The sequence below is a fragment of the Brevundimonas sp. UBA6550 genome (assembly GCF_002434505.1).
GTDB lineage: Bacteria > Pseudomonadota > Alphaproteobacteria > Caulobacterales > Caulobacteraceae > Brevundimonas.
Genome location: NZ_DJKE01000005.1, coordinates 371,171 through 394,968, shown reverse-complemented (window position 1 = coordinate 394,968; position 23,798 = coordinate 371,171). Strand labels below are relative to the sequence as shown.

The following is a 23,798-nucleotide window of genomic DNA, read 5'->3' as shown; positions in this document are numbered from 1 at the left end:
GAGTGGTCCTGGTTCGATCGGCTGATGAAGACCTGAAGCTGGGCGGGCGTGACCTCGGTCGTCATCAGCGCGCCGTCGAAACGGACGATGGAATCGAACACGTAGCGGCTGATCGGACCGGCCGGGGCGGCGTTGCCCAGGGTGGTGTGGCCGATGAAGCCGGCGTGGGCTCCGGCCGCGCGCGCCATGCCGGCGGCGATCACGCGCCCCGTGTCGCCGAGCGACATCGCGCGGCGGCCCGTCCAGAGCACCGTGCGTTCGTCGGGCGTCAGTTGGTCCGCGAGCGTCTTCGTCGTCAGAGCCGCGAGGGCGGGAGAGGCGGGGCCGTTGGTCAAAACCGGATGGGAGGCGGCGGTCACGGAACCGTCCGCTGCGAACGCCGCGACCGTATAGGCGCTGGTGAACGAGCCCGTGTGCACATAGGCGCTGGCGCCCTGCCGGTGCTGGAACAGCAGGTGGTCGTGACCGCCCACCATCAAGGCGCCCTCGGGCAACAGCGGCAGAATGTCCCGATCCGCGACCACGCCCGCGTGGCTCATGACCATCACCTTGTCCGCGCCGGAGAGCCTGTCGGACAGGTTCGCGCGCGCCCAGTCGACAGCAGCCGGGATCGAGAGCTGGTCCCGCGACGCCTTGGGATAGGTGTTCATCGAATTGGTCGCCATGCCGACGACCCGCAGCCGATGATCGCCGAACGGCAGCGTCGCTGTGGGCGAGGCGTAGCCGGCGCCGGTGCGCGTGTCGCTGATCGTGCTGACGACGTGCAGACCCAGACCCTTCATTCGGGCGACGACGTCGGCCAGGTCCGGCGTCAGATCGTTGTCGTGGTTGCCCAGGTTCACCACGGTCGGCGCCAGGGCGGGCAGGGCGGCCAGAAACGCCCAGTCCACCGCGCCGTCCGAACGCTGGGCCACGACGTTGCCCTGTTCGAAGATGTCGCCATTGATGGCGATGACATGTGGAACGGGATGCGACCGGATCTCGTGTTCGAAGGCCGCCAACAGGTAGGGCGTCCGCTCATAGGCGGAATGAAGGTCCGATACGGCCAGAACCCGGCCGATGACCGGCCGAGCCTTCAGGCCCGCCAACCCCGGCGCGACGGTCGCCGCGGCGGCGAACTGCAGAAGCCGACGACGGGAAGGCGCGATCAGGGCCATGCTTGCTCCAGGCGATGTCCGGGAAGGCGCGGAGCATCACTCACGCACGAACCGAGTTTCGCACCGGGAAGGCGCCGGTGCAATGCGATCCCGCAATGATCCGGCCGTTCGAAGACAGATTGTCACAGAGCTGTGGCCGCGTCTTCAAATGTTCAAGAAACAGGGCGTGGTCGCCTCTGGCGGTGGAGACGGCGAAGCTTTAGGGCGTCGCGCGACACGTCCTCCCCCTGTCGCCAAGGAATCTTCTTCATGCTTCGCCAAGCCCTTTTGGCCGCCACCGTCAGCGGCGTCGCCCTGCTGAGCGCCGGCGCCGTTTCGGCCCAGACCGCCCCGAACACCCAGACCGTTCCCGCCGCCGCCGAGCCGGCCGGCGTCGACGACATCGTGGTCACCGCCCAGCGCCGCAGCGAGAACATCCGCGACGTGCCGTTCGCCGTCACCGCCCTGAGCCCGCAGACGCTGCAGGAGGTTTCGGCCGGCGGCGCCGACATCCTGTCGCTGTCGGGCCGCGTGCCCAGCCTGCAGGTCGAAAGCTCGAACGGCCGCTATGCGCCGCGCTTCTATATCCGCGGCCTGGGCAATGTGGACTTCGACTTCACCGCCTCGCAGCCGGTGTCGGTCGTGCTGGACAATGTGGTTCTGGAAAGCGTCTATCTGAAGGGCTTCCCCCTGTTCGACGTGCAGCAGCTGGAAGTGCTGCGCGGACCGCAGGGCACGCTGTTCGGCCGCAACACCCCGGCCGGCGTGGTCAAGATCGACACCGTCAAGCCGTCGGACGAATTCACCGGATTCGGCTCGCTGACCTATGGCAACCTGGGTTCGACGCGCGCCGAGGCCGCCGTCACCCTGCCGGCGTCGGATACGCTTCAGGTGCGCGGCGCCATTTTGTGGAACCACCGCGACGACTGGGTGAACAACGCCTACAATCCGTCGTTCGCCAATCCCGACAAGGATGACCTGGGCGGTTTCGACGACCTGGCCGCGCGCGTCCATGTCGCCTGGACCCCGACCGATCGTCTGTCCACCCTGCTGACGCTGCAGGCCCGCGACTATGACGGCACGGGTACGATGAACCGCGCCAACGCCCTGACCAAGGGCTCCAACAAGCTGAACGACAACTTCGACCGCGACACCGTCTATTACGACGGCGGCCGCAACAACTTCCAGAAGCAGAAGACCACGTCCGAGTCGCTTCAGGTCGCCTATGACTTCGGTCCCGCCACCCTGACCGGCATCGTCGGCTCCTATCAGGGCTGGTCGCAAGGCGACGGCGACATCGACGGCGGCGTGGCCTCGGCCCCGGCGACCGCATCCTACAAGACCCCGTTCAACTCCGAGACCGGCACCCTGTCCAGCGACCTGCTGCAGAACACCTATGAGCTGCGCCTGGCGTCGAACGGCGACGGCCGGGTCGGCTGGCAGGTGGGCGCCTTCTACTGGGACGAACGTTTCAACCTGGTCAGCGGCACGTTCAACGGCGTGGGCGGCGTGCAGCCGACGCGGGTGACCGACATCGTGCAGAAGTCGGATTCCTGGTCGGTGTTCGGCCAGGGCAGCTATAAGGTGACGGACGCCCTGAAGGTGACGGCGGGCGTCCGCTACACCGACGACAACCGCCACTACGACGGTCGGATCGTGCTGGGGAACGGCGCAGGCGGCACGGGCGCCGTGTCGGTCGGCGATCAGCAGGTCAGCTGGGACGTCAGCGCGGTCTATCAGGTCAACGACGACCTGAACCTGTTCGCCCGCGTGGCCAAGGGGTATCGCGGCCCGTCGATCCAGGGGCGCAACCTGCCGGTCCTGACCACGGCGGATTCGGAGACCGTGATGTCCTACGAAACCGGCCTGAAGGCGCGGATGATGGACGGACGCGCGCGCTTCAACGCCACCGCCTATGTCTATGAAGTCAGCGACATGCAGTTCACCGCCATCGGCGGCGCGGACAACTCCAACCGCCTGATCAACGCCAAGAAGGGCGAGGGCTACGGCCTGGAGCTGGACGGCGACATCTATCTGGGCGCGGGCTTCAGCCTGGCGGCCGGCGGCGCCTGGAACCACACCGAGATCAAGGACAAGGACCTGCTGGTCGCCGTCTGCGGCTCCAACTGCACCGTCACCGATCCCATCGTCATGGTGGGCACGACCCGGCGCGCCGCCATCGACGGCAATCCCTTCCCGCAGGCGCCGGAATACACCGCCAATCTGACGCTGAACTACGTCAGGCCGCTGGGGGCCGACACCGAGCTGTTCGCCTCGACCGACTGGGTCATGCAGAAGAACTTCAACCTGTTCCTCTATGAATCGGTCGAGTTCATGCAGGACACGCATTTCGAAGGCGGCCTGCGCGCGGGCTGGCGCGATCTGTCGCGCGGTATCGAAGCCGCCGCCTACGTCCGCAATCTGACGGACGAAGAGAATGTGATCGGCGCCATCGACTTCAACAACCTGACGGCCTTCGTCAACGAACCGCGCACCTATGGCGTGCAGTTGACCAAGCGGTTCTGAGGTCGAAACAATCTGACTGTCCAAGGAAGGCCGCCCTGTTCGCAGGGCGGCTTTTTCCTTGCCGCGGCGGCTATTGCAGCGCCCACCTCAGCGTGACGCCGAGGGTGCGGGGGCGCAGCGGCGTGACGGCCTGGGCGTCGGGCAGGCGGAAGGGGTCGCTGTAGGCGAAGGTGTTGGCCTTGGTGTCGAACAGATTGTCCACGAAGACGGTGGCCACCCAGGGCGCAGCCTCCACGCCCAGCGACAGCCGACCGGTGGCGTAGTCGCCCATGCGGTGCTGCTGGCGGCCGTCGAAAGTCAGGCGGGACGCGCCGACATAGGACACGCCGCCGTCGGCGATCAGTTGCAGACGATCCGTCAGGGGGCGGCGGTAGGTAAAGCCCAGGTTGGCCGAGGCCTTGGGTACGCCGGGCAGGCCGGCGCCTCGCTGGGTTTCGAACCGACTGGCGGGATCGGTGATGCGGGGATCGGCGATCAGGCCGTTGGCGAAGACCTCCAGCCCGTCGGTGGGCCGCCAGTTGGCCTCGGCCTCGAAGCCGATGTCGGCGCCGTCCCCGACATTGACCACATAGGCCAGGCCGCTGGGCAGGAACTGATCGCTCTGCACGTCGCGCCAGCGGGCGGCGTAGACGGCGGCGCGCAGCCGGGCGCGGCCGTCGGCGGATCGGACCTTGGCGTTGAACTCCAGGTTCCACAGCGAGTCCGGGCGATACTGGCGAGCGGGCGAATCCGCCAGGCCGCTGAAGTCCTGACCGATGACGCCGGCGGTGTTGAAACCGCCCGCGCGCCGGCCGTGGCTCAGCTGCGCCGACAGATTCACACGGTCGCTGGGCTGCCAGGCCAGGGCCAGCTTGGGCGTCAGGCCGGACGACGATCCTTGGCCATCGAAGTTGCGCATGCGCGTCCGCTGGCGCACCTGGGAGGTGGTGTCGTAGTCCAGGGTGTAATAGCGGGCGCCGGCGGTCAGGGTCAGTTTGGGCGTCACATCCCAGGCCGCTTCGCCATAGAGGGCGGCCTCCTGCAGGGTGTCGCGGCGCTTCTCGGCGTAGAGCGCCAGCGGTTCGGGACGCAGGATCGACAGGACGGGATCGGTGCGGGTCGTGCTGGCGGAGGCCAGGGCGCCGACCAGCCAGCGCCAGCGCCCGACGTCGGGCGAGGTCAGCACCGTCTCGCCCACGACCAGATGGATGTCCTTGTTTTCGTCCAGCGCCCCGACCGAAGCCAGAGATCCGAACCGGCGCAGCGCGCTGGAGGCGTCATAGCGGCTCTTGAACCCATGTTCGACCACGGAAAGCGAGGCGTCCAGACGGCCCCAGGTCCCACGCCCCTCCAGCGACAGCGACGCCTGATCGAAGCGGTTCTGATGCGGTTCGCGCACCAGATTGGCGCGGCGCAGAGGCCCCAGGCCGCGATAGACGTAGTGGGTGTCCTCGGTCATGATCGACTGGTGGACGACGCCCGCGCGCGCGGTCCATCCCGGCGCCAGGGCCAGGGCGCCCGACAGCCGGCCGCCCCGCCGCGTGCCGTCGTTGACGCGGCGCAGGTTCAGTTCGACGTCGTTGATATAGCCGCTGAAGGTCTCGCCATAGACCGCCGCGCGGATCGCCGCCCGATCGCCGGCCAGCGGCAGGTTGGCGACAATGTTGTAGTCGGTGTTCGTGCCCCCGCCATGGGTGTGGGAGCGGGTCAGGGCCACGGCCAGATCCTCGCGGCCGAACTCGGGGCGGCGGGTGACGATGCGCACCACGCCCCCGATGGGGCCGGTGCCGTACAGCGTGCCCTGGGGGCCGCGCAGAACCTCGACCCGGTCGATGTCGATCAGCTTCAGGTCCGGGTCTGGGGCGCTGTAGGTGATGGGCGTCAGATCGAGGTAGAGGCCGACCGTCGATTGGGTCAGGCCGGTGAACACTCCATCGGAGATGCCGCGCAGCAGGATTTTGTTCCGGCCGGGGCCCAGGTTCGTCACCGTCATGCCCGAGACCAGGCTGTCCAGTCCCTGCATCCCCGTGACGCCGGACCGGCCGATGCGGTCGCCGGTGACGGCGGTCATGGCCGAGGAGGACCGCTGGATCAGCTCGGGGCGGCGCGGCGCGGTCACGACCACTTCGCTGACCTGAACCGCCTCGGGCTGTGGGGCGGGCCGGGGCGCAGGGCGTGAAGAAGGCGAAGCTGGCGAGGAGGCGATGCGCGGCGCCGAACTGATGATCACCGCCCCGTCCGGCCGGATCAGATAGCGGCAGCCCGAGCCGGCCAGGATGCGATCCAGCGCCGCGTCCAGGGTCATGCGGCCGCGCAGCGCGGGGCTGGTTCCCGTGCAGGCCGCGACGCCGCCGCCCAGCGACACCCGCGCCTGCAACGCCAGGTCCAGAAGGGCCCGGTCCACCGGCTGACGCGGCACATAGAGGTCCAGGGCGTGCGGCTGTTCAGCCCAGGCCGGGGCGGCGAGGGCGGCGGTCGCGACGAGCGCGAGGCTGGCGTTCGATACGGCGGCGCGTGACCGGGACAGGCCGAGGGTTCGAGGCCGCCCGGCCTCAGCCGGCCTCACGCGCATCGACGCGGACAGCGTTCGCCGAGGCGTCGATCCGAATGGGAAGGAAGTCCTGCAGTTGCTGCAACATCACGGCCTCGTCGCCAATACGCAGGGCGCCGGTGAAGCGCAGCGCCCGAGCCGATGTCGATAGCACAACGGGTTTGTCGAGATAACGCGAAAGATCGTCGGCGACGTCGCCCAGCGGGCGATCGCGATACACCAGAACGCCCTGACGCCAGGCTGAGGCGCGTTCGGGCGCGACCGCGGCCAGCGCCGGGGTTTTCTGAGCCGTTTGGGTCAGGGCCTGGCCGGCGGTCAGTCGGACCTTAGGCGCCTTGGCCGGGGTCACGGCGACGACGCCGCGTTCGACCGCCACGGCGAAGTCGTCGCCGTGGTTCAGCACATTGAAGGCGGTGCCCAGAACTTCGACCTGATGCGCGCCGGCGGCGACCACGAACGGGTGGGCGGGATCATGGACCACGTCGAAGGCAGCCTCGCCCTCGGCCAGGGACACCGCGCGGCGGTCGCCGTCGAACCTCACGTCCAGGCGAGAATGACGGTTCAGATAGACGTGCGAGCCGTCCTCCAGCGCCACCGTCATCGGCGCGTCGGTGGTGGCGTAGGTCTGGCCGTTGGGGGCCATCCACATCCACAGGCCGACCGCCAGGGTGACGCTGGCGGCGACGCCGAGCCCGGCGCCCAGCGAAGGGCGACGACGTTGGGCGCGCCGGTCGCGTGCTGCGGCGAAATCGATCACCGGGGCGGGCTGGGGCGCGACGACCGGGGCCGTATCGGCGGCGTCCAGATCGACCCACAGCCGCTCGACCGCGTCATAGGCCAGGGCGTGGGCTGGCGACGCCTCCAGCCAGGACTGGAAGCCGAACCAGACGTCGTCGCCGGCCGCCTCGTCGCGCAAAGCGACGAACCAATGCAGCGCCTTTTCGTCGATGTCGGTGTTCGCCTTCATGCCATCCCAGCCTGGATGTGCGCCGAAAGACGCAATCCCTGATACTCAGACGTCACGACGACTGCGCCGCCTCCACAGTTTCGTTCGGCGACGGGCGAAAGGGCGATCATGGCTGCGCCTTTCGGGCCAGGACGCGCAGGGCCTCCATCATGTGTTTCTCGACCGAACTGCGCGAAATGTCGAGTTGGCTGGCGATGTCGGCATAGCTGACGCCGTCGAACTTATGCAGGCGGAAGATGGTGCGGGTCTTGTGCGGCAGGGTCTCCAGAGCGGCGACCAGCCGGGCCAGCCGCTCGCGCGACGCCACCACGGCCTCGGCGGACGGGGCGTCGTCCAGATCCTCGACCGCGCCGGTCTGGTGATTGATCTGGCGCCAGGCGCTGTCGCGGGCTGCGGCGCGCTGGCCCGAGCGCCATCGGTCCAGCATCAGGTTGGAGAGCAGCCGGAACAGAAAGGCGCGCGGATTGTCGACCGGCGTGTCCGCCGGCAGGGCCGACACCTTCAGATAGAGATCCTGCAACAGATCATCGACATCGCCCGAGGCCCCGCCCAGCCGCGCGCGGCAGAAGCGGGCCAGATCCTGTCGCTGCTCCAGATAGGCGGCGACCAGCGGATGCGCGGCGGGCGCGGTCAAACAGGCGAAATCCTCTGGCGCGTCCCGGAATGGAACGTCGATCCTCCAATGCCGCGACGATTTTCCTGAGGCAAGGGCGGAACGGCGGCGTCTTTAGATCGAAGGCGCCGCTGTGCGGCGGCGAACAGGGTTTCGATGCGCGCGTATCCAGCACACCGCAGAGCGACGACGCCGGTCCTTCCGGTCGGCTAGGGCGGGGTCATGTTCGATATCTGGCGTTCCGGCTTCATCCGCCGCCCCCTGCCCAGCGTCATCGACCGGCCGCCGACCGCCGACGAGGTGACGTGGCTGCCCGACTGCGGACCCCACGCCTATGCCGCCGATCCGTTTGGCATGACGCACGACGGCGTGCTGACCGTCTTCGTCGAGGCGTTCGACTATCATGTGCGGCGCGGCGAGATTCACTATCGCCAGTACGACGCCGATGATCGGCTGATCGGGCAGGACGTGGCGCTGACCGAGCCCTGGCACCTGTCCTATCCGACCCTGATCGAGGACGGCGGCGAACTGTATATGCTGCCCGAAGGCTACAAGAGCGGCGGGCTGATCCTCTATCGCTGCGTGCGCTTCCCGGATCGGTGGGCGCCGGCGGCGCGTCTGGGCGACATGGCCGCCATCGACGCGACGGTCGTGCGTCACGACGGCCTGTGGTGGCTGTTCCACGCCCTGGCGGGGCCGGACGACCGGGCGATGCGCGAGATGCATCTGGCCTGGAGCGAGACCCTGACGGGACCGTGGACGGCCCATGCCGCCAATCCGGTGATGAGCGGCTTCGACGTGTCGCGGCCGGGCGGCACGGCCTTCGTTCACGACGGCGCCCTGCATCTGCCGGTTCAGGACTGCCGGGCGACCTATGGGGCGGCGGTCAATCTGCTGCGGATCGAGACGCTGACGCCGGACGCCTTCTCGGCGGCGGCGGTCAAACGGTTCGAGCCGGGCGATCTGCTGGCCGGGTTCGGCGACGGATTCCACACCTTGTCCGGCCATGGCGACGTGACCTTCATCGACGTCAAGAGCATCCGCCGCTCGGCCGCCGAGCCGTGGCTGAAGGCGGGGTTCAAGGCGCGGCGTCTGCTTGGGCTGAACGGGCCGCGCGGGCGTCGTGCGACGGGGCAAGCCGTCCATCCGAAACTCTTCTCGACCTCCGCCGTCTGCAAGGAAGGCTAAGATCATGCGCATCGCCGTCGTTCTGCCGCGTGGCTCCACCTACTGCCCGGACAAGGCCAATTCGATGGAGACGGTGGTCCGCACCCTGTCGGCGCATAGTCGTCTGCAGCGGTCCGTGACCCTGATCGCCGACGCGGGCGCCGTCGCGCCGTCCGATGTCAGAATGCTGACCGTGCCGGCTGGGCTTGGCCGCAAGGCGCGCAATGCGGCGGTGGCGGACATTCTGCGGACCCTGTCGCCCGACATCGTCGAATATCACCAGCAACTGAAGTCCGCGTCCGAACTGGCGCGACAGTTTCCCAAGGCGATCAACGTTCTTTATCGCCACACCCGCATCAAGCCCGCGCGCAACCCGATCGCGGCCTGGCGTTATGGCCGTCGTCTGGCGCGGTTCGACCGTCTGGTGTTCGTCAGTCAGGCGGCGGGGCAGGAGTTCGCGGCCGATTATCCACGTCTGGCCGCACGGGTCTCGGCGGTGTGCAATCCCATCGCCATGGACGACTGGCGGGCGGCGCCGGAGGCCCGCGAAAACCTGATCCTGTTTTCGGGGCGGGCCATGCACGACAAGGGGCTGGATCTGTTCTGCGCCGCCCTGGCCCAGACGCTTGACCGCCATCCCGATTGGCGCGGCGCCTTGATGCTGGGCGACTGGGACAAGCATCAGGACTGGGCCGAGCCGCACGTCCGCGCCCTGGCCCGGTTCGGCGACCGGGTGGAAATCCACAAGTCGGTGTCCTTGGCCGAGGTGAAGGCGGTCACGCGCCGCGCCGCCATCGCGGTGGTTCCGTCGCGGGTGCGCGAGGCGTTGGGGCTTTCGGCGCTGGAGGCCCATGCGGCGGGTGCGGCCCTGATCTCCTCGGGACGGGGCGGACTGCGCGAGGCCAGCGGCGAAAACGCCCTGTATGTCGAGGTCGAAGACGCCGCGCCCCTGGCCGCCGCGATGGAACGCCTGGTTCAGAACCCCGCCGAACGCCTGAAGCTGGCCCAGGCCGGTCAGGTCTTTGTGGCGCGGGTGCATTCGCCGGCGGCGCGCGCGGCCGAGCTGGACGCCCTGCGTCATGCGCTGGCGGATCGCTCGCTGACCGGCCAAGGCCAAGGCAAATCCTACCGCGCGGCCTCGGGGCCAGGCGTCTGGTCTCTGAACAACCTGCTCGGCTAGAGACGGATCAAACTGTCATAGACGTGGGTCACGGCGTCGAAGCCGACCCGCGTCGGACGGTCGCCCAAAGGCGCCGGGGCGAAGTCGGCGGCGGTCAGCCCCGCCGCGACGGGATCGACGATCTTGTCGGTGTTCCAGCCCAGCAACAGGCGTCCGCCGGGACGTAGAACCGAGGCCAGGGCGGCCAGGGCGCGCGCCTTCTGCTCGGGCGTATCGACGCCATAGCCCAGCACGCCGTTGCAGACGACGGCGTCGAACGTCAGGTCCGAAAACAGCCGATCCGCCTGGCAGACGTCGCCGGTGCGGTGACGGCCCGGTCGGCCCCAGCGCGCGGCGCCCGCGTCGATGTCGGTGGTCCAGACCTCGCCGCCCCGCGCCTCCAGCGCGGCATAGTCGTCCAGCGTATATTCGCGGCATCCGACCCACAGGATGCGCCCGCCCTCGGCGGCCAGGGCCGGAATATAGCTGTCGGCCATCACCTGACGGTCGGGCAGGGCGCGGATGCGCATCGCCTTTGCGGATCGCCGCGCGTGGACCGCGCCTTCGCCCAGCACCAGCGCCATGAAGGCCGCGATAAAGCCCATTGCATCCCCCGTGTTCCCCAAGGCGTTTCTACCGGCGGACGCCGCATCTGCCAATCGCGGTTCTGCAGCCGGTCTGGGGGCATTTTGTCGCCCGGGCTTTCACCCCGGCCCGCCAACCCTTATCGAGTGCCCATGCTGCAAGACGCTCCTCCCCCCGTCGTCGCGCCCGCGGCCCTGCCCGATATCGTCGTGACCGCCGCCCGGCTGCCCCCGGCGGCGGCGGACGCGGCCTTTTCCGTGGTGCGGATCGACCAGGCTGTCTTGTCCCGCTCCGCGCGGATCGACGAGGCCCTGCGGTCCGTGCCGGCGGTCTCGCTGTTTCGCCGCACCACCAGCGTGGCGGCCAATCCGACGACGCAAGGTCTGTCGCTGAGGGCCATCGCCCCGTCCGGGGCCGGGCGGACGCTGGTGCTGCTGGACGGGGCGCCGTTGAACGATCCGTTCGGGGGCTGGGTGATCTGGTCCCAGGCGGCGCCGGAATCGCTGGACAGTCTGGACGTGGTGCGCGGCGCGGGTTCGGGGCCATACGGCGCGGGCGCCCTGACCGGGACCATCACCCTGCGCGAACGCAGCCAGGGCGGGGCGCTGGACGTGTCGGCCGCCGAGCGGGGCGGGGTGCGCGCGGCGGGCTCGGCCTCGACGCGGCTGGGGCCGCTGGCGGTGACGGTCAGCGGCCTGCGCGAGGTCAGCGACGGCTACGTCCCTGTGCGCGGTGCGGCGGCGGGGGCGGCGGACACGCCGCTGGATCTGGACAGCCGGGCCGCCGCCGTGCGGATCGACGGCGCCGTGGGGCGCACCAATCTGTCAATGCGCGCCGCGACCTGGGAAGAGGATCGCGGATCGGGCCTGGCGGGCACGCGCGCCAACGCCAGCGGCCACAGCCTCAGCGCGGCCGTCGCCCAGGCCCCCACGGCGGATGGATACGGCTGGCGTCTTCAGGCGTGGCGGATCGACAGCGACTTGGCCAACAGTTCCGTCTCGGTGTCCGCCGACCGCTCCTCGACCACGCCGGCCAACGATCAATACAAGACCCCCGCGACCGGATGGGGCCTGAACGCCGCCCTGCGTCGGCGGGTGTCGGACTTCGCCGGGGGGCGGCTGGAGTGGGAGGTCGGCGCCGATGCGCGCTTCAACGAAGGCCAGACGAACGAGTTCTTCAGCAACCCGACGGGCGCGGGCTTTGCGCGCGGGCGCCGGGCGGGCGGGGAAACCTCGGTCGGCGGGGCCTATGTCGACGGATCCTGGACGGGCGGCGACTGGCTGTTCGCGGGCGGCCTTCGTCTGGACCGCTGGGAGAATTCAGACGGATTCCGCAACGAATATACGCTGGCGACCGGCGCGGTGCTGCTGGACGAGACCGACCCTGATCGGTCCGGCGAGGTGGTCAGCGCGCGCCTGGCCGCGCGGCGGGACTTGGGCGGCGGTTATGCGGCGCGGGCTGCGGCCTATTCCGGTTTCCGGCCCGCGACGCTGAACGAACTGCACCGGCCGTTCCGGGTCGGGAACGACATCACCGAGGCCAACGCCGGCCTGACGCCCGAAACGCTGAAGGGGGTCGAGACGGGCCTGGCGTTCGATCGCGACGGCGTGCGTTGGGGCGCGACCGTTTTCTGGAACCGGATCGACGACGCCATCGTCAACGTGACCCTGGGCGCGGGGCCGGCGACCTTCCCCCGCGCGGGCTTCGTGCCGGCGGGCGGGGTGCTGCGCCAGCGCCAAAATGCCGGAACCATCGACGCCTGGGGCGTGGAGCTGACCGGGGCGGCGAATCTGACGCCCGCCCTGTCGCTGAACGGGGCCGTGTCCTGGACCGATGCGACGGTGGACGGCGGGGCGTCTGCGCCGCAGCTGACCGGCCTGCGTCCCGCCCAGGCGCCGGAGTGGAGCGCGACCGCCGGCCTGGACTGGCGCCTGTCCAGCGCCCTGACCCTGGCGCTGGCCGCGCGCTACGAATCGCGCCGTTTCGACGACGATCTGAACAGCCGCACCCTGGCGGGCGCCGTCACGCTGGATGCGCGCGCGGAATGGGCGCTCGATGCGCGCACGACCCTGTGGCTGGCGGCGGACAATCTGTTCGACACGGACGTCGAGGTTTCCCAGACCGGAAACGGCGTCGCGGGTTACGGCCCGCCGCGCACCGCCAGCATCGGTCTGCGCTTGAGCTACTGATCGGGTCGGTCGCCGTCCGATTTGCACCGAGGAGCCGCGCGCCTTAGGCTCCCACGGAACGCGAGGCCTGATGTTGGAAGTCCGATCCCTGTCGAACGCGTGCCTGGAACGGCGCCAGAGCGCGGTGTGCGACACCTGCGGGGCGCGGCCGTTCAGCGTCTGCGCCAGTTTGAAGCCCGAGGACATGGCGGTTCTGGACGCCATCGCCGAACAGCTGTCGCTACAGGCCGATGCGGTCCTGGTCCGCGAAGGCGACCCGGCGAACAGCGTGTTCAACATCACCTCCGGTTCGGTGCGCCTGTACAAGCTCTTGGCGGATGGGCGGCGCCAGATCATCGGCTTCCTGTTCGCCGGCGACTTCATCGGTCTGGCGGCGGGCGACGAATACGGATTCTCGGCTGAGGCGATCGAGCCGACGACCGCGTGCCGGTTCCGAAAGACAGACTATCAGGCGGCGGTCCGGTCGCGTCCCGCGCTGGAGGCGGCGCTGCTGGATCGGGCGATGCACGAACTGGCGGCGGCGCAGAAGCAGATGCTGCTTTTGGGGCGCAAGACGGCCAGGGAGCGTCTGGCCTCCTTCCTGCTGGACCTGCCGGGACGCGATCCCATGCGGCCGTCGCGCGACAACCGGGTGCGCCTGCCCATGACGCGGGCGGAAATGGCCGACTATCTGGGCCTGACCATCGAGACGGTCAGCCGCGAACTGACCAAGCTGAAGAACGCCCAGGTCATTCAGGCCCTTTCGCTGCACGAGATCGAAGTGGAACGCCCGGATCGTCTGCAGGAACTGGCCGACGGCGAGGTCTAGGCGGCGTTCCGTTTCGCCGTCGCCAGTCGGACCCGCCCGTCGGCCTCCAGGCCGTCGATGCGGATCGTGCGAGGGCACAGGGCCATCGGCGGGGCGCGGTGGCTGATCAGGATCAGGCCCTGACCGCTTTCGGCCAGCCGCGCCTGAAGCGCGGTCAGGACATCGGCTTCGGTTGCGACGTCCAGCCCCTCGGTCGGCTCGTCCAGCACCAGCCAGGGGGCGTCGCGCAGATAGGCGCGCGCCAGGTTCAGCCGGCGACGTTCGCCGCCCGACAGTCGTTCTCCGTTCGATCCGACGCGGGCGTCCAGGCCCAGGGGTTCGGCGCGGATGCGCTGACCCAGCCCTGCATCGTCCAGGGCGCGCCACACCGCCGCCTCGTCGGCCGACGCGGCCAGAGCCAGGTTCTCGCGCACCGACCCGTCCAGCAGCCGCACGTCCTGGGCGGCGTAGGCGAACAGGGCGCGGCGATCGTGGGGCGCGATGTCGGCGATGTCGACGCCGCCGATGCATAACTCGCCGCTCGGCGCGGGACGGAGGCCGATCAGCCGTTCGACCAGGGTGGTCTTGCCGACGCCGGACGGGCCCGCCAGGCCCAGCCGCTGGGGCGGCGACAGCGGATCGCCCGCGCCGATCAGGACGATGGCGTGGCCCTGCGGCGTGCGGGTCCGACCCCGATCCTCGGCCGGCAAGATCGCATCCAGCCGCGACAGGGCCTGGGCGGCGGCGCCGTTCTGATGCAGGGCGGCGACCAGGCCGCCAGCGGCCTCGATCCCCATGATGGCGGCCAGCGCGGCCAAGGCTGTCAGCGGCAGGGCGGCGCCCGCGCTGGCCGGCACGACCAGAGCGACGGCGAGAGCGACCGCCACGGCCTGCCAGGCGGTCATCCAGCCGGCGGCCTGGGTCAGGGCGATCTGGGCCTGGTCGTGATCGGCCGCCGCCGCCGTCGCCTGCTCGGCGGCCCAGCCTTCCAGTCCATAGGCCTTGAGTTCGGGCGTGACGGCTTCCAGGGCGGCCAGGCGGTCCTTCAGCACCCCCACCGCGACCTGGGCCGCGCGCCCCGCCGGCTCGGCTAAACGGCGCGCGATCAGCACCCCGCCGATGCAGGCGACGGCCATGGCTGCGAACAGGGCCAGGCCCGCCCAGGGCGTCGCCAGACTGGCCAGGACGATGGCCGCGGCGGCCCCGGCGCCCAGGCTGACGGGGACGGAGCGGCGCACGAACAGGGTCTGAACCGCATCCACATCCTGAACCAGGCGGGCCGACATCTCGCCGGACGACAGGCTCAGCGCCGCTTCGGGCGGACCGTCCGCGATGGCGCGGAACAGTTGTGGACGCAGGCGGGCCAGGGCTTTCAGCGCGGCCTCGTGCCCCGCCACCCGTTCGACGTAGCGGCCCCCGGTCCTCAGGATGGCCAACAGGCGGATGATGGCGCTGGGCATCATATAGTTGAAGCTCTGGGCCGCCGCCGCGCCCGCCGCCCCGGCGAAGGCGGCGCCGGTGATGAACCAGCCCGACAGGCCCAGAAGACACACGGCTGAAACCGTGACGACCGCGCCGGCGGCGGCGGCCAGGCGCAGGCGTGCGCGCTGTTCCTGCGCCTGGGCCGCGATCAGCCGCCCGATCCGCACCCGCCGGCTCACAGCCGCACCACGCGGTCGGCCAGGGCCGCGACGGCGGCCGAATGGGTGGCGATCAGGGTGGTGCGGCCGCGCGCGGCCTTGGCGATGACGGCGATCATGGCCTGTTCGGATGCGGGGTCCAGATTGGCGGTCGGCTCGTCCAGCAGGAGAATGGGCGCGCGTTTCAAAAGCGCGCGGGCCAGACCCAGACGACGACGCTCGCCGCCCGACAGGCCGCCGCCGCGCTCGTCGATGCGGCGGTTCAGGTCGCCTGACAGGCCAGCGGTGCGCGCCGCCATCGCCACCCGGCCGGGACAGCTGACGGGATCGGCCAGGGCGATGTTGTGGGCCAGGTCGCCGGGCACGACGACGGGCTGCTGGCTGGCCCAGGCGATGCGGCCGGCGACATCGCCGTCCACGCTCAGCCGGGCCGCGCCGATCTCGACCTCGCCGCCCGTCAGGGGCGCCAGGCCCAGCAGCAGGTGCAGCAGGCTGGACTTGCCCGCGCCGCTGGCCCCCATCAGGGCCACGATCTGTCCCGGCGCGACGTCCAGGTCAAAGTCGCGAATGACCGGCGCGCGGCCGTCGTAGGCGATGGCGACGTTCCTGAAACGGATGGCGGGGGCCAGGTCGCCCAGCGCGGCGTGCGAACGCCGGATGGACGGCGGCGTGACCAGCGACGGAGCGGCGGCCTCGGCGGCCTGCCGGTCGTGATAGGCGGCGGCCAGTCGGCGCAGCGGCTGATAGACCTCGGGCGCCAGGGCCAGGACGAAGAAGGCGCGCGGAAGGTCCAGGGCTTCGGGCACGGGAAAGGGCAGCAGCCGCAGCAGGTTGAACCCGCAATAGACGGCGATCAGGGCGACCGACAGGGCCGAAAAGAACTCCAGCACGCCCGACGACAGGAAGGCGATGCGCATGACCCGCGCGGTGCGACGCTCCAACTCGTTTGACGCCTGGGCGATCCGGTCGGTGGTCGGCGCTGCGGCGTCGAAGGCCAGGATGGCGGGCAGGGTGCGGATGCGGTCGACGAACAGGCCGGACAGCCGCTCCAGCGCCTGGAACTGACGCCGGCTTTCGCCCGCCGCCGCCGTTCCCGCCAGGGCCATGCCGACGATGAAGGGAAACAGGGTGAACAGCAGCACGCCCGCCGCCACGGGGCTGGCGACGGCCGCCGCCGCGATCAGCAGCAGGGGCGACAGGCCGGCGGCCAGGCGCAAGGGCGCGAACCGGGCGAAATAGCCGTCCAGCGCGCCGACGCCCTCCACCAGGGCGGTCAGGCGGTCGTTGGACCGAACGCCCCGCCCGAACAGATCCGCCAGCAACCGCCCCCGCACCTGGGTCTTGACCGCCCGACCCAGCCGCGCGCCGACGACGACGGCGACCTGGCCGATCAGGGCGCGGGCGATCAGGCTGAGAACCGCCAGCGCCAGCCAGGGCGCGGCGGCGGCCAGGCCGTCGCCGAAGTTCGAGATGGCCATGGCCAGACCGGCGGCGAAACCGATGGCGGGCGCGACATCCGCCACGGTCAGCAGCCCGGCCAGCATGGCCAGTCTGCGCCAGGGTCGACCGGCGGCCTTCAGCCAGGCGGCAGGCGCGACGGCGTCGGGCGACAGGGTGGTCATCGGCGAACTCCAGCACGTCCCGGCGCGCGGCGCCTCTGGACAAAACGCCGTTGGGCGGAATGTCCAAGGACGAACCGTCCAATAGGTTGGCCGTCGCTGGGGCGCTTTGATCGAGATCAAGGCGACCAGCCGGGCGTGCTTCTAGGGCCATCCAAACGCCGGCGACCGGACTGGCGTGACGGAGCAATGCCATGATCGACCTCGCGGTCGTCGACCTGTCCCGGCTGCAGTTTGCGCTGACGGCCCTTTATCACTTCCTCTTCGTGCCCCTGACGCTGGGGCTGTCATTCATGCTGGTCATCATGGAGTCGATCTATGTGATGACCCGCCGGCCCATCTGGCGGACCATCACCCGCTTCTGGGGCGTGCTGTTCGGCATCAACTTCGTGCTGGGCGTCGCGACCGGCATTACGATGGAATTCCAGTTCGGCATGAATTGGAGCTACTACAGCCACTATGTCGGCGACATCTTCGGCGCCCCGCTGGCCATCGAAGGGCTGATGGCCTTCTTCATGGAGGCGACGTTCGTCGGGTTGATGTTCTTCGGCTGGGACAAGCTGAAACCCCACGCCCACCTGTTCGTCACCTTCATGGTCGCGCTGGGCACCAATCTGTCGGCCCTGTGGATCCTGATCGCCAACGGCTGGATGCAGAACCCGGTCGGCGCCGCCTTCAATCCCGACACCATGCGGATGGAGGTCACGGACTTCATGGCCGTGCTGTTCAACCCGGTGGCCCAGGCCAAGTTCGTTCACACCGTCAGCGCCGGTTATGTCTGCGCCTCGGTCTTCGTGCTGGGCGTGTCGGCCTTCTATCTGCTGCGCGGCAAGCACGTCGGTTTCGCCAAGCGGTCGATGACGGTGGCCTCGGCCTTCGGTCTGGCGGCGTCGCTGTCGGTCGTCGTGCTGGGCGACCAGTCCGGCTATGCCCTGACCGATAACCAGAAGATGAAGCTCGCCGCCCTGGAGGCCATGTGGCACACCGAGCCGGCGCCGGCGGGCCTGACCCTGGTCGGCATTCCCTCGATGAAGGACCGCGAGACCCACTTCGGCGTCCATGTGCCGTGGGTCATGGGCCTGATCGCCACCCGCACCATCGACAAGCCCGTCGAGGGCATCTTCGAACTGGTCGCCATTTCCGAGGATCGCATCGAATCCGGCGTCATCGCCTTCGACGCCCTGGAGAAGATCAAGGCCGATCCGAAGGACATGAGCGCACGCGCCCTGTTTGAAACCCATCGCCGCGACCTGGGTTATGGACTGCTGCTGAAACGCCATGTCGCCGATCCGCGCCAGGCCACGCCCGAGCTGATCAAGCAGACGGCATGGGAGACGGTGCCGAACGTGCCGGCCCTGTTCTGGAGCTTCCGCATCATGGCCGGCGTGGGCATGTTCATGATCGCCCTGTTCGGGACGGCCTTCGTGCTGTGCACCCTGCGCAAGCACCAGACGAAGTGGTTCCTGCGGCTTGCGGTTATGGCCATTCCGTTGCCTTGGATCGCCATCGAGTTCGGTTGGATCCTGGCCGAGTTCGGTCGTCAGCCCTGGGCGGTGGACGGCGTGCTTCCGACCTTCCTGGGCGCGTCTTCGCTGACCGTGCCGCAGCTGTGGGCGACCATTGTCGGCTTCACCCTGCTTTATGGATCGCTGGCCGTCGTCGAGGTCCGCCTGATCCTGCACGCCATCAAGAAGGGGCCGTTCCACGAACAAGAGACGTTCGGCGAGCCCAGCCCTGAAGCCCCCGCCGAGCGCGCGCCCGCGCCCGCCGTGGCCTGACCCGATCTTTAAGGACATCCGACAATGGATCTTCCCCTCGACTTCGCCACGCTCCGCCTGATCTGGTGGGGACTGCTGGGCGTGCTTCTGATCGCCTTCGCCCTGACCGACGGCTTCGACCTGGGCGTCGGCGCCCTGCTGCCCTTCGTCGCCAGGACGGATGAGGAGCGCCGCATGGTGATCAACACCGTCGGCGCCACCTGGGAAGGCAATCAGGTGTGGTTCATCGTGGGCGGTGCGGCGATCTTCGCCGCCTGGCCCTTCGTTTACGCCGTCAGCTTCTCGGGCTTCTACCTGGCCATGTTCCTGGTGCTGTCCGCGCTGATCCTGCGGCCGGTCTCGTTCAAATACCGATCCAAGCGTCCGTCGCCCAAATGGCGTTCGTTCTGGGACTGGGCCCTGTTCGTCGGCAGCTTCGTCCCGAGCCTGGTGTTCGGCGTTGCCGTCGGCAACGTTCTGCTGGGCGCGCCCTTCCATCTGGATAGCGACTTGAGGGCCTTCTACGACGGACACCTGCTGGGCCTGTTCACGCCCTTCAGCCTGATCGCCGGTCTGCTGTCGACCGCCATGCTGGTCCTGCACGGCGCAGCCTGGCTGTCGGTCAAGGCCGAGCAGGGGCCGGTGCTGGATCGCGCCCGTCTGTTCGGCACGGTCGCAGGCGTTCTGGCTCTGGTTCTGTTCGCGGCTGGCGGTCTGTATGTGGCCTATGGCGGCCTGGGCTACCGGATCACCGGCGATCTGGACATCAATGGGTTCTCCAATCCGCTGCGGACGACGGTTGAGGCCGCTCCGGGCGCATGGCTGGACAACTACGGCCGGTATCCGTGGATGGTGATCGCGCCTGTGCTGGGCTTCCTTGGCGCAGTCGTAGCCCTCATCGGGATGTGGCGCAGGTCTGCAGGTCTGGCGTTCAGCGGTTCGTCGCTGTCGGCGGTCGGCATCATCTCCACCGTCGGCCTGTCGATGTTCCCCTTCATCCTGCCCAGCTCGATCAACCCGCAGTCCAGCCTGACGGTGTGGAACGCCTCGTCCAGCCACCTGACCCTGTTCATCATGCTGATCGTGACGGCGATCTTCCTGCCGCTGATCCTGATCTACACCGCCTGGGTCTATCGCGTGCTGTGGGGCCGGACCTCGACCGCCGTCCTCAAGACCAACCCCGACCTGTACTGAGCCTTAGGAGCACACGACCATGTGGTATTTTTCCTGGATCCTGGGGCTTGGCCTGGCCGTCGGCTTCGGCGTGCTGAACGGTCTGTGGCACGAGTTCCATCTGTTCGACGAAGGCGACGCCGGCCTGTCCACGCCCGACGCATCGAAAGAGGGCGATGTCCCTCTCTAGTCCTGTCGTCGCCTCGCCGGCCGCGTCGTCCGCCGATCTGATCGCGCGCTACGACGCCAATGCGCCGCGCTACACCTCCTATCCGACGGCGGCGCAGTTCACGCCCGCCGTCGGGGCCGGGCAGTGGGGCGACTGGCTGGCCCGCGCGCCGCTGGACCAGGCGGTGTCGCTTTATCTGCACATCCCGTTCTGCAAGCGGCTGTGCTGGTATTGCGGGTGCAACACCCGGGCGATCAACCGCGAAAGCGTCATCGCCAGCTATGTCGACCTGCTGCTGCGCGAAGCCGATCTGGTGCTGGCGCGGATCGGGCGGCCTGTCCGGGTCGGCTCGATCCATCTGGGCGGGGGCACGCCCAATATGCTGGCGCCCGCAGACCTTGAGCGGCTGTTCGCCGGTCTGGCCGCCCGGTTCGACCTGGGCGACTGTTTCGAGATCGCGGCCGAACTGGACCCCGAAGTGCTGACGCCGGAATGGGTCGAGGCGGCGGGGCGGATCGGCCTGACCCGCGCCAGTCTGGGGGTGCAGGATCTGTCGCCGGACGTGCAGGCGGCGGTCAACCGGCCCGAGCGGTTCGAGACCATCCGCTGGGCGGCCGAGGCCTTGCGCGCGCAGGGACTCGTTTCGCTGAACCTGGACCTGATGTACGGCCTGCCGCGCCAGACGGCGGAAAACCTCGTCACCACACTGGGGCTGGTGACCACCCTGCGGCCAGAGCGGATCGCCCTGTTCGGCTATGCGCATGTGCCGTGGATGAAGCCGCACCAGAAGCTGATCAAGGACGACGAACTGCCCGACGCGCCGCTGCGCTTTCTGCAAAGCCAGGCGGCGGCGCGCTATCTGACCGGCAAGGGCTGGACGGCGATCGGCCTGGATCATTTCGCCCTGCCGCACGACGGGCTGGCGGCGGCCCAACGCAGCGGCCGGCTGCGTCGCAACTTCCAGGGCTACACCACCGATCAGGCGCCGGTTCTGATCGGCCTGGGCGTCTCGTCGATCAGCCGCACGCCGGACGGCTATGTCCAGAACCTGTCGCTGGAGCGGGAATGGCGAGCGGCCGTCTCTGCTGGCCATCTTCCGGCGGCGCGCGGCGTGGCGCTGCGCCCGGAGGACGTCTTCGTTGGCGCGATCATCGAGCGGCTGATGTGCGATTTCGCCGTCGATGTCGCCGAGGTCGCGGCGCGCCACGACCGCCCGGCTGACAGTGTCGCCGGCGCCTGGACGCTGCTGGAACGGTTCGCCGAGGACGCGCTGATCGAGATCGAGGGGCAGCGGTTGACCGTCACGGCGCTGGGCCGTCCCTTCGTTCGCGCGGTCTGCGCCGCCTTCGACCCGGCTGCGGCGGCGGTCGCCGACCGGCACGCACGGGTGGTCTGACGCCCGGATCGACGCGGGCAGGGCGCGCTTTCGGCGCGCATCGTGCGCGCGGTTGGGGATTTCGTCGTGATCGGAGGCAAAAACCGCCTTTCGCGCTGGTGCGGGCGGTCGCAGGCGCGCTAATCGCTTGGCAGGCCATTCATAGGCCCACACCCCGAACGACGAGCCAGTCATGTCCGAAGAATTCTACCGCATGAAGCGGTTGCCGCCCTATGTCATCGCCGAGACCAATGCGATGCGAGCGGCCGCACGCGCAGCGGGCGAGGATGTGATCGACTTGGGGATGGGCAACCCCGACCTGCCGCCGCCTCAGCACGTCATCGACAAGCTGATCGAAGTCGCCAGGAAGCCCGACGCCCACGGCTATTCCCAGTCCAAAGGCATTCCCGGTCTGCGCCGCGCCCAGGCCAACTATTACGGCCGCCGCTTCGGCGTCGACGTCGATCCCGAGACCGAGGTGATCGTCACCATGGGCTCCAAGGAAGGTCTGGCCAGCCTGGCCACCGCCATCACCGAGCCGGGCGACGTGATCCTGGCGCCCAATCCGTCCTATCCGATCCACACCTTCGGCTTCATCATCGCCGGGGCCGCGATCCGCAGCGTGCCGACCACGCCGGACGAGAAATATTTCGAGGCGCTGGAGCGGGCCATGGCCTTCACCGTGCCGCGGCCCAAGATCCTGGTGATGAACTATCCGTCGAACCCGACGGCCGAGACGGTGGACCTGGACTTCTATGAGCGGGTCGTGGACTTCGCCAAGGCCAACGACCTGTGGATCATCAGCGACCTGGCCTATTCGGAGCTGTATTACGACGGCAAGCCGACGGTCTCGATCCTGCAGGTTCCGGGCGCCAAGGACGTGGCGATCGAATTCACCTCCCTGTCCAAGACCTACAGCATGGCCGGCTGGCGGATGGGGTTCGCGGTCGGCAACAAGAAGCTGATCGCGGCCATGACGCGGGTGAAATCCTATCTCGACTACGGCGCCTTCACCCCGATCCAGGCGGCGGCGTGCGCGGCGCTGAACGGGCCGCAGGACATCGTGGAGCAGAACCGTCAGCTCTATCACCGCCGCCGCGACGTGCTGATCGACAGCTTCGGCCGCGCGGGCTGGGACATTCCCAAGCCCGCCGCCTCCATGTTCGCCTGGGCGCCCCTGCCGCCGGCGCTGAAGCATCTGGGCAGTCTTGAGTTCTCCAAGCAGTTGCTGACCCACGCCAAGGTCGCGGTGGCGGCGGGCGTCGGCTATGGCGAGAACGGCGAGGGCTTCGTGCGCATCGCCATGGTCGAGAACGAGCAGCGCATCCGCCAGGCCGCGCGCAACGTGAAGGCCTATCTGAAATCGCAGGGCGTCAATGTGCCGCCCAGCCGGGAAGACTGATCGACCATGCCCTCTGGATTGATCGCGCTGCTGGACGATGTCGCCGGCATCGCCAAACTGGCCGCCGCCTCGCTGGACGATGTGGGCGCGGCGGCGGGCAAGGCCTCGACCAAGGCGGCCGGGGTGGTGGTGGACGATGCGGCGGTGACGCCGCGCTACGTCACCGGCCTGTCGCCCAGCCGCGAGCTGCCGATCATCGGCAAGATCGCCCTGGGGTCGTTTCGCAACAAGCTGATCATCATCCTGCCGGCGGCGCTGCTGCTCAGCGCCTTCGCGCCCTGGGCCATCACGCCCATCCTGATGTGCGGCGGGACCTATCTGTGTTTCGAGGGCGCCGAGAAACTGCTGGAGGCCTTTGGTCACGGCGGCCATGACGAGGCGGCGGTCCAGACCGGTGACGCCGCCGCGCTGGAAAAGACCACCGTCTCGGGCGCGGTGCGGACCGACCTGATCCTGTCGGCCGAGATCATGGCCATCGCCCTGGCCGACGTGGCCGCCCAGCCGATCCTGACCCAGGCGGCGGTGCTGGTCGTGGTCGGCGTGGCCATGACCATCGCCGTCTATGGCGCGGTCGGCCTGATCGTGAAGATGGACGACATCGGCCTGGTGCTGGCGCGCCGCGACAACGGCGGGGTGCGCGGCCTGGGGCGGGGGCTGGTTAAGGGGATGCCCGTGGTGATGAGCGCCCTGTCGGTGATCGGCACGGCGGCCATGCTGTGGGTCGGCGGCGGCATCCTGGTGCACGGCTCCCATACGCTGGGGATGCATTGGCCCGCCGTGCCGCTGGAGCATCTGTCGCACGCGGTCGCGGCTGCGACCGGGCCGTTTGGCCCGGTGACGGGGTGGCTGACGACGGCGGTCGCGTCGGCGGTCGTCGGTCTGATCGTGGGCGGTCTGGTCGTCCTGATCGTCCATCAGATCGGTCGCCTGCGCGGCAAGGAATCGCATTAGGGCCGGGCCTGTCCCTCGGCGCCTGTCATTCAGATGCAATCCGCAGCCGCTAG

Annotated in this window: 18 protein-coding genes; 11 read left to right on the top strand and 7 right to left on the bottom strand. The window is 69.2% G+C overall.

Translation table 11 applies throughout. The annotated features are described in order from the left end of the window. The coding region (locus B3Z70_RS06035; protein WP_292022924.1) for a metallophosphoesterase at window positions 1–1,157 on the bottom strand (1,157 nt) is incomplete at its 3' end. A gap of 249 nt (window positions 1,158–1,406) precedes the next feature. Between B3Z70_RS06035 and B3Z70_RS06030 the strand changes: the two genes are divergently transcribed. After that, window positions 1,407–3,662 carry a TonB-dependent receptor gene (locus B3Z70_RS06030; protein WP_292022926.1) on the top strand — a complete coding sequence of 752 codons (2,256 nt, stop codon included), beginning with the start codon at window positions 1,407–1,409 and terminating at the stop codon, window positions 3,660–3,662. 70 nt (window positions 3,663–3,732) lie between these two features. On the opposite strand, the gene B3Z70_RS06025 is transcribed toward B3Z70_RS06030, so the two are convergent. The 3 genes from B3Z70_RS06025 to B3Z70_RS06015 form a co-directional block, all read right to left on the bottom strand. After that, window positions 3,733–6,207 carry a TonB-dependent receptor domain-containing protein gene (locus B3Z70_RS06025; RefSeq protein WP_292022928.1) on the bottom strand — a complete coding sequence of 825 codons (2,475 nt, stop codon included), beginning with the start codon at window positions 6,205–6,207 and terminating at the stop codon, window positions 3,733–3,735. Further along, window positions 6,194–7,159: a FecR family protein gene (locus B3Z70_RS06020; RefSeq protein ID WP_292022930.1), complete on the bottom strand. Its 966-nt coding sequence runs from the start codon at window positions 7,157–7,159 to the stop codon at window positions 6,194–6,196. The genes B3Z70_RS06025 and B3Z70_RS06020 overlap by 14 nt, the downstream gene beginning before the upstream one ends. Before the next feature lie 106 nt (window positions 7,160–7,265). Next, entirely contained in the window at window positions 7,266–7,793 is a 528-nt protein-coding gene (locus B3Z70_RS06015; RefSeq protein WP_292022933.1) for an RNA polymerase sigma factor, read from the bottom strand. Window positions 7,794–7,994: 201 nt separating this feature from the next. Here B3Z70_RS06015 and B3Z70_RS06010 point away from each other — a divergent pair, with 201 nt between their 5' ends. Then, window positions 7,995–8,960, top strand: coding sequence for a glucosamine inositolphosphorylceramide transferase family protein (locus B3Z70_RS06010; RefSeq protein WP_292044918.1), 966 nt, complete (start codon window positions 7,995–7,997; stop codon window positions 8,958–8,960). A gap of 4 nt (window positions 8,961–8,964) precedes the next feature. Continuing rightward, window positions 8,965–10,119, top strand: coding sequence for a glycosyltransferase family 4 protein (locus tag B3Z70_RS06005; protein WP_292022937.1), 1,155 nt, complete (start codon window positions 8,965–8,967; stop codon window positions 10,117–10,119). On the opposite strand, the gene B3Z70_RS06000 is transcribed toward B3Z70_RS06005, so the two are convergent. Further along, window positions 10,116–10,703, bottom strand: coding sequence for a class I SAM-dependent methyltransferase (locus B3Z70_RS06000; protein WP_292022939.1), 588 nt, complete (start codon window positions 10,701–10,703; stop codon window positions 10,116–10,118). The two genes, B3Z70_RS06005 and B3Z70_RS06000, sit on opposite strands and share 4 nt — an antisense overlap. 132 nt (window positions 10,704–10,835) lie before the next feature. Between B3Z70_RS06000 and B3Z70_RS05995 the strand changes: the two genes are divergently transcribed. Together B3Z70_RS05995 and B3Z70_RS05990 are read left to right on the top strand one after the other, a co-directional pair. Continuing rightward, window positions 10,836–12,872, top strand: a complete 2,037-nt coding sequence (locus tag B3Z70_RS05995; RefSeq protein WP_292044917.1) for a TonB-dependent receptor — start codon at window positions 10,836–10,838, stop codon at window positions 12,870–12,872. A 70-nt stretch (window positions 12,873–12,942) separates the two neighbouring features. After that, window positions 12,943–13,680, top strand: coding sequence for a Crp/Fnr family transcriptional regulator (locus B3Z70_RS05990; RefSeq protein ID WP_292020047.1), 738 nt, complete (start codon window positions 12,943–12,945; stop codon window positions 13,678–13,680). Here the strand turns inward: B3Z70_RS05990 and B3Z70_RS05985 are convergent. Both B3Z70_RS05985 and cydD read right to left on the bottom strand, forming a co-directional pair. Beyond that, window positions 13,677–15,320 carry an amino acid ABC transporter ATP-binding/permease protein gene (locus B3Z70_RS05985; RefSeq protein WP_292044915.1) on the bottom strand — a complete coding sequence of 548 codons (1,644 nt, stop codon included), beginning with the start codon at window positions 15,318–15,320 and terminating at the stop codon, window positions 13,677–13,679. The genes B3Z70_RS05990 and B3Z70_RS05985 overlap by 4 nt on opposite strands. Continuing rightward, complete coding sequence (gene cydD, locus B3Z70_RS05980; RefSeq protein ID WP_292021845.1) at window positions 15,317–16,921, bottom strand: thiol reductant ABC exporter subunit CydD; 1,605 nt, start codon at window positions 16,919–16,921, stop codon at window positions 15,317–15,319. Before cydD ends, B3Z70_RS05985 begins: the two co-directional genes overlap by 4 nt. A 194-nt stretch (window positions 16,922–17,115) precedes the next feature. Between cydD and B3Z70_RS05975 the strand changes: the two genes are divergently transcribed. The 6 genes from B3Z70_RS05975 to B3Z70_RS05950 all read left to right on the top strand — a co-directional run bounded on the left by B3Z70_RS05975 (window position 17,116) and on the right by B3Z70_RS05950 (window position 23,745). Continuing rightward, window positions 17,116–18,696 carry a cytochrome ubiquinol oxidase subunit I gene (locus B3Z70_RS05975; protein WP_292021853.1) on the top strand — a complete coding sequence of 527 codons (1,581 nt, stop codon included), beginning with the start codon at window positions 17,116–17,118 and terminating at the stop codon, window positions 18,694–18,696. 24 nt (window positions 18,697–18,720) lie between these two features. Further along, entirely contained in the window at window positions 18,721–19,869 is a 1,149-nt protein-coding gene (cydB, locus tag B3Z70_RS05970) for a cytochrome d ubiquinol oxidase subunit II (protein WP_292021843.1), read from the top strand. Between the two features lie 19 nt (window positions 19,870–19,888). Continuing rightward, a complete protein-coding gene (cydX, locus tag B3Z70_RS05965) occupies window positions 19,889–20,038 on the top strand; it encodes a cytochrome bd-I oxidase subunit CydX (RefSeq protein ID WP_017504187.1) in 150 nt (49 codons plus the stop codon). Next, window positions 20,025–21,413, top strand: coding sequence for an oxygen-independent coproporphyrinogen III oxidase (hemN, locus tag B3Z70_RS05960; protein ID WP_292021841.1), 1,389 nt, complete (start codon window positions 20,025–20,027; stop codon window positions 21,411–21,413). Before cydX ends, hemN begins: the two co-directional genes overlap by 14 nt. A gap of 172 nt (window positions 21,414–21,585) precedes the next feature. Further along, window positions 21,586–22,794: an LL-diaminopimelate aminotransferase gene (locus B3Z70_RS05955; protein ID WP_292021839.1), complete on the top strand. Its 1,209-nt coding sequence runs from the start codon at window positions 21,586–21,588 to the stop codon at window positions 22,792–22,794. 6 nt (window positions 22,795–22,800) lie between these two features. Beyond that, window positions 22,801–23,745 (top strand): DUF808 domain-containing protein, encoded by a 945-nt coding sequence (locus B3Z70_RS05950; protein WP_292021837.1) that lies wholly within the window; start codon window positions 22,801–22,803, stop codon window positions 23,743–23,745. The last annotated feature ends 53 nt before the right edge of the window (window positions 23,746–23,798 follow it).